This window comes from Pseudomonas oryziphila (assembly GCF_003940825.1).
In the GTDB taxonomy this organism is placed as follows: domain Bacteria; phylum Pseudomonadota; class Gammaproteobacteria; order Pseudomonadales; family Pseudomonadaceae; genus Aquipseudomonas; species Aquipseudomonas sichuanensis.
The window spans coordinates 5,324,076-5,336,838 of sequence record NZ_CP034338.1 but is presented as its reverse complement, the minus strand read 5'-3'; the positions used below and the strand labels follow the sequence as shown (position 1 = coordinate 5,336,838).

Sequence of the window (12,763 nt, the reverse complement as noted above, 5' to 3'; positions counted from 1 at the left end):
GGTCTCACAGTCAGGGTAGACGCGATCATGCAAGCAAGCCCGGCGGGACGGCAAAAAGGCGCGGCAGCCATCGAGTTTGTCGCTGTTTTCATGATTTTTTTCGCGGTGTTCTACGGGCTGGTCAGTTATGCCCTGCCGATGCTGATGCTGCAGTCGTTCAACCAGGCCAGCAGCGAGGCGGTGCGTCGCTGCGTGGCCGTCGACCCGGCAAGCGCCACCTATGCCCTGGACGTGCAAGGCGTGGCGCACCAGGTAATAAGCCGGCAGTTGGCCTGGATGCCCGACGCCCTCGGCTTCAACGTGGCGGGCGACACCCGGGTTGTGGTGGGGGCGGACAAGTTGCTGACGGTCACCATCGACTACCCCCGTGATCGGCTGGAGCGGGTACTGCCAGTGCTGGTGCTGCCGCTGATCGGCGAGGTGCCCAAGCTGCCTGCGCGCCTGCAGGCCCAGGCGAGCCTGCAACTGTGACGGGCGGCCTGTTCGACCGTTGGCGCATGGCGCCGTCCCCTGCACCCGAGCTGCCCAACGTGCCGGCGGTGGGCCTGCAACTGTGGCTCGACGATCAGGCTCGGGTGCTGCGTCTGGCGGGCCCGCTGCGGACCTTGCTGGCCTTGCCTGGGCGTTCCGCCGCGCGGGTGCACGACTACCTGCAACGCCACAGCTGGCTGGTGCTCGAGGGCGAACCCGGCGATTGGCAGGGGCAGCCGCTGGATCTGGACTTCCACACCGTCATGGGCCAGGCGCTGCATACCCGTGGCTGGTTGCAGCGCCATGGCGAGGCCTGGCTGCTGCAGCTGTTCGATATTGGTGACCTGCTGCGCGAGCAGCGCTGGGACCGCCAGCGGCCACTGCTGGTGGAGATTGGCCATGCGCTACGTGAATGCGGCGCCGAGCGCTTGCTGCAGACCACCCGCGAGCAGTTGCAGGCGCTGGCTGAACACTGGCAGGCCTCGTCGCTGAGGCTGATGCTGCGTGAGCCGGGTGGCTGGCGCCATTACGCCAGCAACGAAGACCAGTGGCCCTGGCCGGACGATGGCCGGCTGCAGCCCTGGCTGCGGCAACTGCCAGCGCAGACCTTGATCGAGGTCACCGATGACCCCGAGCTGCTGGCGCGCTGCGGGGGGCTTTCGCTGTTCCTGGTGCCCTACCGCCAAGGGCGGGATGCCGAGGCCTGGCTGCTGTGCGCCGGGGCCACGCAGCCGCCCCCGGCCGACATGGCGCTGGCGTTGGCGCGGACCTTGGTCGAGCCGCTGCTGGCGCGCCATCGGCACCAGCAGTTGCAGCACCAGGCCAGCCACCTCGACGACCTCCAGCAGCAACTGGGGGCGGGCTGGTGGGAGTGGCCGCTGGACGGCCAGTTGCAACTCGACCCGGCGCTGGCCACGACGCTGGCGTTGCCGTGCCAGGTCGGTGAAGGGCACTGGTTGGCGCGCCTGCACCCGGCCGACCGTGAGCCCGCGCAATTGGCGTTGCAGCAGGCGCGTGAAGGGCTGGCGCTGAACCTCAGCCTGCGCCTGGGCGAGGCCGAAGGCATGGGGGCGCAGCGCTGGTTCCAATGGGTCGGCCAGTTGCAGGGGCAGCAGTTGCGCGGTTTTCTGCTCGACATCAGCGCGCTCAAGATCCAGGAACATCAGGCCGGCACTGCCCGTGCCCGGCTGGAAAACCTGATCGCCAGTTCGCCGGCGGTGATCTACGTGCAGCGCTACGCCGACGGCGCGCTGCACAGCGAGTTTTTCAGCACCAGCCTGGCGCCGTTGCTGGGCTGGCCTGCCGACGGCGAGCTGGCCCGCCAGCCGGGCCTGGCCGTGCACCCGGATGACCGGCCGCTGTGGCTGGCGCGCACCCGCGACCTGTTGCGCGACGGCCAGGTGCGCTGCCGTTACCGCCTGCGTGATCAGCTTGGCGGCTACCACTGGATGCACGATGAGGCGCGCCTGCTGCGTGACGACCTCGGCCAGCCACGGGAGGTGGTCGGGCTGTGGCTGGATGTCAGCGAAGCGACCGAGGCCGCTGAGCGCACGCGCCAGAGTGAGGAGCGCTACCGCGTGCTGGTGGAGGACTCGCCAGCGATGATCTGCCGCTACCGCCCGGACCTGAGCCTGGTGTTCGGCAACCGGCCCCTGGCCGACTACCTGCACTGCACGCCGGAGCAGTTGGTGGGCGCGAACCTGGGCCAGTGGCTGTCCGCCAGCCAGCGTGAAGACTTCCTGCAGCGCTTGCAGGCACTGACCCCGGAGCAGCCGATGAGCAGCGCGGAAATTTGCCTGCAACTGCCTGGCCGTGAACAGGCCTGGTGGGTGTGGGCCGATCGCGGGCTGTTCGATGCCCAGGGCCGCCTGCTGGAGATCCAGGCTGTCGGCCGTGACAACACGGCGGTGCGGCGCAGCCAGCAGCAATTGCTGCAGGGGGCGAAGATGGCCACGCTGGGCGAGCTGGCCACCGGGCTGGTGCACGAGATCAACCAGCCGCTCAACGTGATGCGCATGGCGCTGGTCAACGCGCTGCAACGCCTGGAGAACGGCACTGCCGAGCCTGCGTACATGGAACAGAAACTGCGCCGGATCGAGGCCCAGATCGAGCGCGCCGCGCGGTTGGTCGAGCACATGCGCGTGTATGGCCGGCGTTCGGCGCCCGAGCGTGAGTGCTTCAGCGCCTGGGGCGCGGTGGAAGGGGCCCGCGCCTTGCTGGAGGAGGGGCTGCGCGGCAAGGGCGTGAACCTGTGCATCGAGGCGCCCGCCGAGCAACCGCAGGTGTTCGGCCATCAGGACCAGCTGGAGCAGGTGTTGATCAACCTGATGGTCAACGCCCGGGACGCCTTGCTCGAGCAGCGCCGCGCGCAGCCGTGGATTCGTGTTCGCCAGACCTTGCTGGGTTCGCGCCTGTGCCTGCTGGTGGAAGACAACGGCGGTGGCATCGACCCGCATCTGCTCGAACGTATCTTCGAACCCTTCTTCACTACCAAGCCGGCCGGGGTCGGCACCGGCCTTGGGCTGTCGGTCAGCCACGGGATCGTCAGCCATATGGGCGGCAGCCTGTCGGTGGCCAACAGCGACGAGGGCGCGTGTTTCCGGGTTGAACTGCCGCTTCACAGCAGCAGTTGAGCATGCCCGCTGCTGCAACTGAGGTTGGCGCCGACCTGGGCGTTGGCCAGGTCGATGCCCAGGGTCTTGAGCAGCACGTTGAGCAAGGGGTCGATCAGTGGGCTGAGCAGGTTTTTGATCAGCGGCTCCAGGATACCTTTCACGGTAGAGAGCGTGCCTGCCACAAGGGTCATCAGGTCACCGAACACATTGTTCACGTCAGGCTTGTAGGCTTCTATCTGAACGCCCGCAAATGTGCTGGTCAGGCTGCCGACCACATCCTGGTTGCTCATGCGCTGGTAGGCCGGCAGCTGGTTGAGCTCGGGCGGTGCAGAACTCCCTTCGAACAGCAGCGGCGTGGTCGTCGCCTGCATGATCGGGGCATTGGCCTTGAGCCCAAGGCCACCTCCGGCGAAAGCGGCACGGGTACAGGCGGCGCCGAGTGGGCCGCAGGTCTTGATGCCGATATCAACGAGCGGTATTGGGGTGAGCGCCGAGCTTCCATTCACGAAGAAGGTGTTCGCGTCCTTGTACTTGCCGATGGTCACGATGGCCGCTGCACTGCGAGTGGTGGCGGTAAGGCGCTTGTCGGGTTGGCAACGGTAGTCGGTCACCCGACTTTCGGCCTTGGCCACCTCGATACCGATGTGCAGTGATGCTTTGTCCGGCACGACTTTCACGTCGACGTACTTGCACTGACTGAGCCCCAACGCGCAAGTCAGCGACTGCACCACACCCACCAGGTTCAAGTGCAGCAGGTCGTTGAGCACCGAGGTCAGCGGGGCGGCCAGGCTGGTCACAGCATTCACCAGCCCAAGCACGCCATCGAGCAGTGGCAGGTCGAGCGATACCAATGCCTGCACCTGTGCGGTATGCACTTCGATCACGTCGGTGGCGGGGTTGCCCACCGCCGAGACCTGTTCGGGCTGGATCACCTTCATCTGGACTCGGCCATTGACCAGCCCCAATACGCTGATGGGTAGATCGACGTTGGCAGCGTTCTTGCTCACGGCCAACTGGATCACTCCCTGGACCAGTTGCAACAGCTGAATGCTGCTGTCCAGACCGGCCTGCGCCGTGCCGTTCTGGATGTCGAGAATGTCACCCAGATGCAGTTTGCCGCTGGGTGTCCCGACAGCAACATTGCCAAGGTTGGTGGCGACGCCAAGCGTCGAACTGCTCTGTTGCAAGACATGGACGGCGGCGTTCAGCAACTGGGTGAGCGTGGCATCCGTGTTGAGCAGCTTGTCGTAATCACCGGCCTTGATATTCAGGTCTACCGCCAGTTGCTCGACATATTTGAGCAGGTTGATCTGGGTATCGGCGATGCCCTGCCAGCCGGCCAGGTTGAGCTGGGCGTTACCGCCCAGGCTGGTCAACAGGGCATTGAGCAAGGTGGAGTGGCGCGAGTCGAGGGTTGCCAGGGTACTGCGAATTCGCAGCATTGCCTGTGGCGGCGCGGGCTTGGCCGCCACCGCAGTGGCATGCAGCGTGGTGGTACGCGAGAAGTTGCCATCGATCAGGCTGAACAGGCCGCCGGCGGCACTGGTGGTCACCTGCTCGCGGACTTCGACCTTGATCGCTTCAGGGCGGCTGTTATCGGCGTTGAATACCCGCAGGTTGTCAGTGCCGGTGCGCAGGTAGCCACAGCTGGCGATCAAGGGGTTGTTGACGGAATGGCCGTTGCGGGTGGCGGCGTTGCGGGCCAGGACCGAGGCCTGGACGCCGGCGCCGCTGCAGACGCCGCCATGTTCGGCGGCCTCCAGCGCGGCCATGTCGGCGATGCGCTGCAGCTTGCGTTGTTCCAGGTACAGGCGCCCGCTGTCGACGGTGAGCAGCATGAACAGCAGGGCCAGGCCAAGGGTCAGTGCGGCCATCAGGCCGATCGCGCCGCGTTGACGTATTGCTGGATGGGCAACCACAGGCACTCCTTTGCCGGCCAGTGGCCTGGCAGCACGGCGGCGGTGCAGGGAGTGTAGTCAAGGTGGTGGCATGTTGCCTTGATTGGGGTATAGGTCGTGGACTGTCTGTCACGGCCTATCGCCGGCAAGCCGGCTCCCACAGGTGTGGCGAATGTCTGCAGAGCGGCGCTGTACCTGTGGGAGCCGGCTTGCCGGCGATGGGGCCACCACTCACTCAATGGGGTGGGTAGTTGCTCAACACTTGGGTCACGGTTTTCTGGATCGCTGTGTTGCGCTCCTGTGGGCTGGGCGGGTAGTTGTTCATGATCTGCTCGGCGCTGCCGCGCCAGACCAGCTTGCCGTCGCGGCCATCGAACAGGTCGACCTGGATGGTCGCCACCTTGTAGTCGACGCTGCGGGTCTCGTTGTACATCGGGCCGCCCCAGTAGCCCCCCCAATAGCCGCCCCAGGCGCCACCGTAGTTGGTGGTGACCTGCTGCTGGCGGTCCTCGACGATCAGGTAGGCGCGCACTTTCACATCAGGTTTGGCGTTGCCCTGTACCGGGCGCAGGCCGCGCTGGTCGAGCTGGCCGGCGACGGCCTGGCGGATGCGCTGCTCGGTGAGGTCGCTCTTGATCCGCGGGTCATCCGGCCGGTACTGCAGGCCGGGCTCCTGCCAGGCCCAGCTGCGGTAGGCGGCGAAATCGCGGCTGGCATCGAAATCCTGCTGGACGTTGTTGCTCGCACAGGCACCGAGCAGCAGCGCGAAGGACAGTACAACCAGACGTCGCAACATGATGGTTCTCCGTTAAAAAGTTAACTGGGAGGATAGCCGCTCAGTGCCTTGCTCACCGATTCGCGCAGGGCGCTCTCGCGCTCGCGCGGCGAGTCCTTGTCGCTGCCGCTTTCGGCGCTGGCGCTCCACACCGGCTGGCCGTTGCGCGCGTCGAACAGGTCGATGCGCACCACCATGACCTCGACCTGGTAGGTGCGCACGATCGGTACGCTGCCATAGGCGCCGTAGCCGTTGCGGTAGCCGCCGTAGCCGACGCTGCCGTAAGGGTAGGGCCCGTAGTAGGGGTCGTAGCTGTCGTAGTCGCGCACCTGGCGCAGGCGCCGCTCCAGGCGGATGTCGGCGCTGACCAGCAAGTCTGGCGCGCCACCCCGGGCCGGGCGCAGGCCTTGTTGATCGAGGGCGCTGCTCACCGCGTCGGCCAGTTGCCCCGGTTCGCCGTTGGCCAGGCCGATGGGCTGCTGGTTGTCGCGCCAGCTCCAACTGCGGTAGCGGCCATAGTCGCGCGGTGGCGTCGGGTAGGCGCTGGCATCGAAGGTGCCGGCGGCCTGGGGCGGGGCCGGCGGGATGGGGTTGCCACTGGCCACGTAGGGGTTGCTGCTTTGGCAGGCGGCCAGGGCGAATGGCAAGAGGGCCAGGCAGAGCAAGCGGTACGGCATGGTTCCTCCTGGCCGTTGGGGTCAGTGCGGGCGGCAGATCCAGTGCAGGTAGCGGCCGAGCCCGGCGAAACTCGGGTGACGGCGGTGCGCCAGTTCCATTTCCAGCAGGTCGAGCAGCTCGGCCTTGTCCTGGAATTCCTTGGGCATGTAGTCGTGGAACACGCGCACGCCACTTTCGCTTTCGACCTGCCACAGAGGTTCAAGTTGCGCCCGCAATTGGCGCGGATCAAGTGGTTTTTGCGGGGTCAGGCTCTGCTTTTCACCGGCCAGGCGGTTGCTGCGCAACTTGCGGAAGTGACCCTTGAGCAGGTTGCGGTAGACCAGCGCGTCGCGGTTGTAGAACGCCAGCGACAGCCAGCCGCCGGGGGCGGTCAGCTGGTGCAGTACCGGCAGGATGCTTTCCGGTTCGGCCAGCCATTCCAGTACCGCGTGGCACAGCACCAGGTCGTAGGGTTCGGTCAGCTGGCCGAGCAGGTCCTGCCACGGCGCCTGGATGAACGTGGCCTGCACGCCGGCCTCGGCGAAGCGGGTACGGGCGCCTTCGAGCATCGGCTCGGCGGGCTCGGCGAGGGTCAGCTGGTGGCCGCGCTGGGCCAGCCACAGGGCCATGTGGCCGAGGCCGGCGCCGATGTCGAGGATGCGCAGCGGGCGGTCGGGCAGGGCGTCGGCGAGGTCGGCCTGGAGCACCGCCAGGCGGATCGCACCCTTGGCGCCACCGTAGATCTTCTCGGCGAAGCGGGTGGCCAGTTCATCGAAGTGACGGTCGTTCATTTGCCGAAGCGCCTCTCGCTGTCGGCCAGCTTGGCCCGTACCACGTCGTTCATGTCCAGGCCCAGCTCGCTGCACAGCAGCAACAGGTAGAGGACGATGTCGCCGACCTCCTGGCCGGCATGGGCCAGTTGCTCCGGGGGCAACTGGCGTGACTGGTCTTCACTCAACCATTGGAAGATTTCCACCAGCTCGGCCATTTCCACGCTGGCAGCCATGGCCAGGTTCTTCGGGCTGTGGAAGCCGCGCCAGTCGTTGGTGTCGCGGATCCGGTGCAGGCGTTCGGTCAGTTCTTGCAGGTTCATCGGGGTTCTCCTCGTGGCGCATAGCTTCCGGCGAGGTCGAGGGTAAAGCAAGTGACATCAGTGGTGGCCTTATCGCGGGGCAAGCCCGCTCCCACAGTTGGCCTGGGAGCGGGCTTGCCCCGCGATGATCAGCATGAGCGCCAGCGACCTACCATGTGCAGCAGTCCGCCATGCCCATCCAAGCGCAGCTCACCCGTTGGCGCCGCGGCACTGGCACTGAGCACGACTTCCGACGGCAGCCGAACCGGCTTGTGGAAATCCACTTCGAAGCCATAGCCGGCCTTCGGCAGATGGCCCTGCAGCGCCGCCAGCGCCATGGCTTTGCTCCACATGCCGTGGGCAATGGCCCTGGGGAAACCGAACAGGCGTGCGCTGGCCGCGCTCAGGTGGATCGGGTTGTAGTCACCGCACACCCGGGCGTAGCGCCGGCCGATATCGCTGTCGGCGTACCAGCGGGTGGCTTCGGGCAGCTCAGTGGGGGCGGTTTCGCCGGCTGGTTGCGCGCTGGCGTCGAGTTTCAGCCCGCGCACCAGCATGCGGCTGGTCTCGCGCCAGAGCAGGCCCAGGCCATCCTCGGCCTCGGTGATCAGGTCGAACGTGCCGCCTTTGTCGTGCGCCTGCAGGTTCTGTGCATGCACGGCGAAGCGCAGCCCGTCGATGCCGCCGAGCGGGCGCAGCACTTCGATGCTGTTATGCAGATGCACCATGCCCAGCAGCGGGAAGGGGAAGGCGTTGGCGGTCAGCAGTTGCAACTGCAGGGTGAACGCCATGATGTGCGGGTAGGTGCCCGGCAGGCGGCCATCGTCGGGGAAGTGACAGAGCCGGCGGTAGGCCGCCAGGTGGTTCGGGTCGACCCGCAGGAAGCAGCGCAAGCCTTGCTCGGGGAGCTGCGTGGCGCTGATCTTGCGTTTGCGCAGGGCGCGCAGGTACAGGTTGACCCGTGCGTCGGGGCTGTGCAGGTCGTGCCAGGTCAAGGTCATGTCAGGCTCCTATCAGTGCCTGCCCGCAAACGCGCAGGACCTGGCCGTTGACCGCCCCCGAACCCGGCTGGCTGAGCCAGGCGATGGCTTCGGCGACATCCTGCGGCAGCCCGCCCTGGCCCAGCGAGCTCAGGCGTCGCCCGGCCTCGCGCAGGCCCATGGGCATGGCGGCAGTCATGTGGGTTTCGATGAAGCCGGGGGCCACTGCGTTGATGCTGGCGCCGTGCTTGGCCAGTGTCGGTGCCCAGGCCTGGGCAAAACCGATCAGCCCGGCCTTGCTCGCCGCGTAGTTGGCCTGGCCACGGTTGCCGGCGATGCCGCTGACCGAGGCGAGCAGGGTGATGCGTGCGCCATCGTGCAGCTTGCCGGCCTCGAACAGCGCCTGGGTGAGCACTTGCGGCGCCTTGAGATTGACCGCCAGCACCGCGTCCCAGTACTCCGGGGTCATGTTGGCGAGGGTCTTGTCGCGGGTGATGCCGGCGTTGTGCACGAGGATATCGAGGCCATCGGGCAGCGCTTCGACCAGTTGCGTGGCGGCGTCGGCGGCGCAGATGTCCAGGGCCAGGGCGCGGCCACCCAGGCGCTCGGCGAGGGCGTCGAGGTCCTTTTGCGCCTGGGGCACGTCGAGCAGGGTCACCTCGGCGCCATCACGGGCCAGGGTTTCGGCGATGGCCGCGCCGATACCACGGGCGGCGCCGGTGACCAGGGCCCGGCGCCCGGCGAGCGGGCGGGTCCAGTCACCGACCTGGGCGGCGCAGGCGCTCAGGTGCAGTACCTGGCCGCTGATGAAGGCGCTTTTGGGCGAAAGGAAGAAACGCAGCGCACCCTCCAGCTGGTCCTCGGCATCGGCGCTGACATACAGCAGGTTGGCGGTGGCGCCGTTGCGCAACTCCTTGCCCAGGGAACGGCTGAAGCCTTCCAGGGCGCGCTGGGCAACACTGGCCTGCGGATTGGCGGTGGCCTGCGGGGGGCGGCCGAGGATCACCACGTGGGCGCAAGGCGCCAGGCTGCGCAGCAGCGGTTGGAAGAATTCGCGCAATTGCTTGAGCTGGTCGCTATCGGCCAACGCGCTGGCATCGAACACCAGCGCCTTGGGTTTTGGCCCCAGGCCTGCAACCCAGGCCGGCGATTGCAGGCTGTCGTCATTGAAGCTGTAGCATTCGCCGGTCAGGCGCGGGGCAATGCTCTCAACCTGCCTGGCCAGTGGCCCGCCGCCCAGCACCAGGGCGCCTTCCACCGGGCGCAGGCGGCCTGGTTGCCAGCGTTCCAGCGGGGCCGGGCGTGGCAGGCCAAGGGCATCGACCAGGCGCCGGCCGAGGTTGGAGTTGGCAAAGCCGAGATAGCGATCACTCATGTACGGATCTCCCTGAAGGCAAGCATGCAAGTGTGGACCATGTTTGTGGCAGGGGCGTTCTACCAGGCGAAAAGAACTACGCTTACGGATCAATTTGCTTCTGGAGTTACAGGCATGCGTTCAACTCGCCGGGTCGCGATCCTGGGTGGTAACCGGATTCCCTTCGCACGCTCCAATGGCGCCTACGCCCGGGCCAGCAACCAGGCGATGCTGACGGCGGCGCTGGAGGGCCTCATCGAGCGTTACCGCCTGCACGGCCTGTGCCTCGGTGAAGTGGCGGCGGGGGCGGTGCTCAAGCATTCCCACGACATGAACCTGACCCGCGAATGTGTGCTCGGCTCGCGCCTGTCGCCATGCACCCCGGCCTACGATATCCAGCAGGCCTGCGGCACGGGGCTGGAGGCCGCGCTACTGGTCGCCAACAAAATTGCCCTGGGGCAGATCGACAGTGGCATTGCCGGCGGCGTCGACACCACCTCCGATGCACCGATCGCGGTCAACGAGGGCCTGCGCCAGATTCTCCTGCAGGCCCACCGTGGCCGGACGCTGGGCGAACGCCTCAAGCCCTTCCTCAAGTTGCGCCCACGGCACTTGAAGCCTGCACTGCCGCGCAACGGTGAACCGCGCACCGGGCTGTCGATGGGCGAGCATTGCGAACGCATGGCGCAGCTTTGGCAGGTCGAGCGGGCGGCGCAGGATGAACTGGCGCTGCAGAGCCACCAGAAACTGGCCGCCGCCTACGCCGAAGGCTGGCACGACGACCTGCTGACGCCTTACCTGGGCCTGACCCGCGACAACAACTTGCGCCCCGACCTCACTCTGGAACAGTTGGCCAGGCTTGAGCCTGTGTTCGATCGCAGCGGCCAGGGCAGCCTGACGCCAGGCAATTCCACGCCGTTGACCGATGGCGCCTCGTTGGTGCTGCTGGGCAGTGATGATTGGGCGCAGGCCCATGGCCTGGAAGTGCTGGCGTATCTGGTCGATGGCGAGAACGCCGCCGTCGATTTCGTCCACGGCCAGGAGGGCCTGCTGATGGCGCCGGTGTATGCGGTGCCACGGCTGCTGGCGCGCAACGGCCTGCGCCTGCAGGACTTCGATTTCTACGAGATCCATGAAGCCTTCGCCGCGCAGGTGCTGTGCACGCTCAAGGCCTGGGAAGACCCCGACTACTGCCGCACGCGCCTGGGGCTGGACGCACCGCTGGGGGCCATCGACCGCAGCAAGCTCAATGTAAAGGGCAGCTCGCTGGCCGCCGGGCATCCGTTCGCGGCGACCGGCGGGCGCATCCTGGCCAACATGGCCAAGCTGTTGGCCGGGCGCGGCAAGGGGCGTGGGCTGATTTCGATCTGCGCGGCGGGCGGGCAGGGGGTGACGGCCATCGTCGAGCGCTAAGCCGGCGCGGGGCTGTTAGTCTTGTCCGATCAGAAACAACAGGCCCAGCCATGTCGACCGTCGGACAGACCCCCGCCCCGCGCCCCATCCCCGCCCTGGACCATCTGCCCAGGCCACTCTACGCCCGTGCCGAAAGCCTCGGTGCCGGCTCCTGGACCACGCGCCACCAGCATGACTGGGTGCAGTTCTCCTACGCCATCAGCGGCGTGCTTGGCGTGTATACCCGTGACGGCAGCTACTTCGCCCCGCCGCAGTGGGGGGTGTGGATACCGGCGGGGGCCGAGCACGAGGTGGTGACTTCGATGCAGGCCGAGATGCGCAGCTTGTACGTGCGCCGCGATGCCTGCCCCTGGGCCACGCAGGAGTGCCGGGTGCTGGAGGTGACGCCGCTGGCGCGGGAGCTGATCAAGCAGTTCTGCACCTTTGCCGTGGACTACCCCGAAGGCGACAGTGTCGAGGCACGCCTGGTGTCGGTGTTGCTCGACCAGTTGCGCCTCTTGCCGCAAGTCGCGTTCTCCCTGCCGTTGCCCCGCCATCCCGGCCTGCTGGCGCTGTGCAACGGGCTGATCGCCGCGCCCGACCAGCCGCAGACCTTGCAGCAATGGGCGGTGCAGTTGGGGGTGTCGGAGAAGACCTTGATGCGCCTGTTTCAGCGTGAAACGGGGTTGAGCTTTCGCAACTGGCGCCAGCGCATGCGCCTTTTGTCATCGCTGGCGCTGCTGGAGGCGGGGGAGAGTGTGACGGACGCGGCCTTGGGCTGTGGCTATGACTCTACGTCGGCCTTCATTGCGGCGTTCAAGCAGTTGTTCGGGGCGACGCCGGGGGAGTTGAGGTTGTAAGGCCCCTGTGGGCCTTGTGTCGCATTCAAGGGCCTATCGCCGGCAAGCCGGCTCCCACAGGGCGCTGGCTTGCCGGCGATAGGGAATATCAGGTGCGGAAGCGTCGCACCAGGGCATCCAGCTCGTTGGACAGCCCGGCCAGGCTCTCGGAGTCCTGTCGCGCGGCCTGGGCCAGCTCGGCCACCAGCTGCGCATCGCCATGGATCTGGCTGATGTGCCGGTTGATGTCCTCGGCCACCTGGTGCTGCTCTTCGGCGGCAGTGGCGATCTGGGTGTTCATGTCGCGGATCACATCCACCGACTCGCGGATCTGGCCGAAGCTGTCGCGGGCCAGGCCGATGCGGCTGACCGACTGCTGCGACACCTCGATGCTGGCGTGCATCTGTTCGGCCACTTCGGCGGTGCGGCTGGCCAGGTTGCCCAGCAGGCCGTCGATTTCGGCGGTGGAATCGGCGGTGCGCTTGGCCAGGGCGCGGACTTCGTCGGCGACCACGGCAAAACCACGGCCCTGCTCGCCGGCGCGGGCGGCTTCGATGGCGGCGTTGAGCGCCAGCAGGTTGGTCTGCTCGGCGATCGAGCGGATGGTGCCGAGGATCGACTGGATGGCGTTGCTGTCGCGTTCCAGCTGCTGGATCGACTGCGCCGACTGCTCGATCTCACGGCTCAGGCGGTCGACGCTCTGCACCGCG

At 67.0% G+C, this 12,763-nt stretch carries 11 protein-coding genes and 1 pseudogene; 4 read left to right on the top strand and 8 right to left on the bottom strand.

Going from position 1 to position 12,763, the window contains the following annotated elements; all coding sequences use genetic code 11:
• Positions 1–27: 27 nt before the first annotated feature.
• Positions 28–471: a TadE/TadG family type IV pilus assembly protein gene (locus EJA05_RS24885; protein ID WP_110992913.1), complete on the top strand. Its 444-nt coding sequence runs from the start codon at positions 28–30 to the stop codon at positions 469–471.
• A gap of 26 nt (positions 472–497) precedes the next feature.
• Positions 498–3,104, top strand: a complete 2,607-nt coding sequence (locus EJA05_RS24880; RefSeq protein WP_125860528.1) for a PAS domain-containing sensor histidine kinase — start codon at positions 498–500, stop codon at positions 3,102–3,104.
• On the opposite strand, the gene EJA05_RS24875 is transcribed toward EJA05_RS24880, so the two are convergent.
• The 7 genes from EJA05_RS24875 to EJA05_RS24845 all read right to left on the bottom strand — a co-directional run bounded on the left by EJA05_RS24875 (position 3,089) and on the right by EJA05_RS24845 (position 9,843).
• A complete protein-coding gene (locus EJA05_RS24875; protein ID WP_223811874.1) occupies positions 3,089–5,005 on the bottom strand; it encodes a pilus assembly protein TadG-related protein in 1,917 nt (638 codons plus the stop codon). The two genes, EJA05_RS24880 and EJA05_RS24875, sit on opposite strands and share 16 nt — an antisense overlap.
• Positions 5,006–5,219: 214 nt before the next feature.
• Positions 5,220–5,780 (bottom strand): DUF4136 domain-containing protein, encoded by a 561-nt coding sequence (locus tag EJA05_RS24870; RefSeq protein ID WP_125860526.1) that lies wholly within the window; start codon positions 5,778–5,780, stop codon positions 5,220–5,222.
• A 20-nt stretch (positions 5,781–5,800) separates the two neighbouring features.
• Positions 5,801–6,436, bottom strand: a complete 636-nt coding sequence (locus EJA05_RS24865; RefSeq protein WP_125860524.1) for a DUF4136 domain-containing protein — start codon at positions 6,434–6,436, stop codon at positions 5,801–5,803.
• Between the two features lie 21 nt (positions 6,437–6,457).
• Positions 6,458–7,207 carry a methyltransferase domain-containing protein gene (locus EJA05_RS24860; RefSeq protein ID WP_125465668.1) on the bottom strand — a complete coding sequence of 250 codons (750 nt, stop codon included), beginning with the start codon at positions 7,205–7,207 and terminating at the stop codon, positions 6,458–6,460.
• Positions 7,204–7,509 carry a MazG-like family protein gene (locus EJA05_RS24855; RefSeq protein WP_125465667.1) on the bottom strand — a complete coding sequence of 102 codons (306 nt, stop codon included), beginning with the start codon at positions 7,507–7,509 and terminating at the stop codon, positions 7,204–7,206. The genes EJA05_RS24860 and EJA05_RS24855 overlap by 4 nt, the downstream gene beginning before the upstream one ends.
• A gap of 128 nt (positions 7,510–7,637) precedes the next feature.
• The gene (locus EJA05_RS24850; RefSeq protein WP_125860522.1) at positions 7,638–8,489 is read right to left on the bottom strand and encodes a MaoC family dehydratase; all 852 of its coding nucleotides are present in this window, start codon (positions 8,487–8,489) and stop codon (positions 7,638–7,640) included.
• Position 8,490: 1 nt separating this feature from the next.
• Positions 8,491–9,843, bottom strand: a complete 1,353-nt coding sequence (locus tag EJA05_RS24845) for a 3-oxoacyl-ACP reductase (protein ID WP_125860520.1) — start codon at positions 9,841–9,843, stop codon at positions 8,491–8,493.
• 114 nt (positions 9,844–9,957) lie between these two features.
• On the opposite strand from EJA05_RS24845, the gene EJA05_RS24840 reads away from it, so the two are divergent.
• Complete coding sequence (locus EJA05_RS24840; protein WP_125465664.1) at positions 9,958–11,235, top strand: acetyl-CoA C-acetyltransferase; 1,278 nt, start codon at positions 9,958–9,960, stop codon at positions 11,233–11,235.
• A gap of 50 nt (positions 11,236–11,285) precedes the next feature.
• Positions 11,286–12,074 carry an AraC family transcriptional regulator gene (locus EJA05_RS24835; protein WP_125860518.1) on the top strand — a complete coding sequence of 263 codons (789 nt, stop codon included), beginning with the start codon at positions 11,286–11,288 and terminating at the stop codon, positions 12,072–12,074.
• A gap of 88 nt (positions 12,075–12,162) precedes the next feature.
• Here EJA05_RS24835 and EJA05_RS28960 read toward each other — a convergent pair.
• A pseudogene (locus EJA05_RS28960) lies at positions 12,163–12,759 on the bottom strand (methyl-accepting chemotaxis protein); the annotation flags it as partial.
• Positions 12,760–12,763: the final 4 nt, after the last annotated feature.

Coding starts and splice junctions, on each gene's coding strand:
- EJA05_RS24880 (WP_125860528.1), top strand. CDS start 498: ATGGCGCCGTCCCCTGCACCCGAGCTGCCCAACGTGCCGGCGGTGGGC.
- EJA05_RS24835 (WP_125860518.1), top strand. CDS start 11,286: ATGTCGACCGTCGGACAGACCCCCGCCCCGCGCCCCATCCCCGCCCTG.
- EJA05_RS24855 (WP_125465667.1), bottom strand. CDS start 7,509: ATGAACCTGCAAGAACTGACCGAACGCCTGCACCGGATCCGCGACACC.
- EJA05_RS24850 (WP_125860522.1), bottom strand. CDS start 8,489: ATGACCTTGACCTGGCACGACCTGCACAGCCCCGACGCACGGGTCAAC.
- EJA05_RS24885 (WP_110992913.1), top strand. CDS start 28: ATGCAAGCAAGCCCGGCGGGACGGCAAAAAGGCGCGGCAGCCATCGAG.
- EJA05_RS24840 (WP_125465664.1), top strand. CDS start 9,958: ATGCGTTCAACTCGCCGGGTCGCGATCCTGGGTGGTAACCGGATTCCC.
- EJA05_RS24845 (WP_125860520.1), bottom strand. CDS start 9,843: ATGAGTGATCGCTATCTCGGCTTTGCCAACTCCAACCTCGGCCGGCGC.
- EJA05_RS24865 (WP_125860524.1), bottom strand. CDS start 6,436: ATGCCGTACCGCTTGCTCTGCCTGGCCCTCTTGCCATTCGCCCTGGCC.
- EJA05_RS24870 (WP_125860526.1), bottom strand. CDS start 5,780: ATGTTGCGACGTCTGGTTGTACTGTCCTTCGCGCTGCTGCTCGGTGCC.
- EJA05_RS24860 (WP_125465668.1), bottom strand. CDS start 7,207: ATGAACGACCGTCACTTCGATGAACTGGCCACCCGCTTCGCCGAGAAG.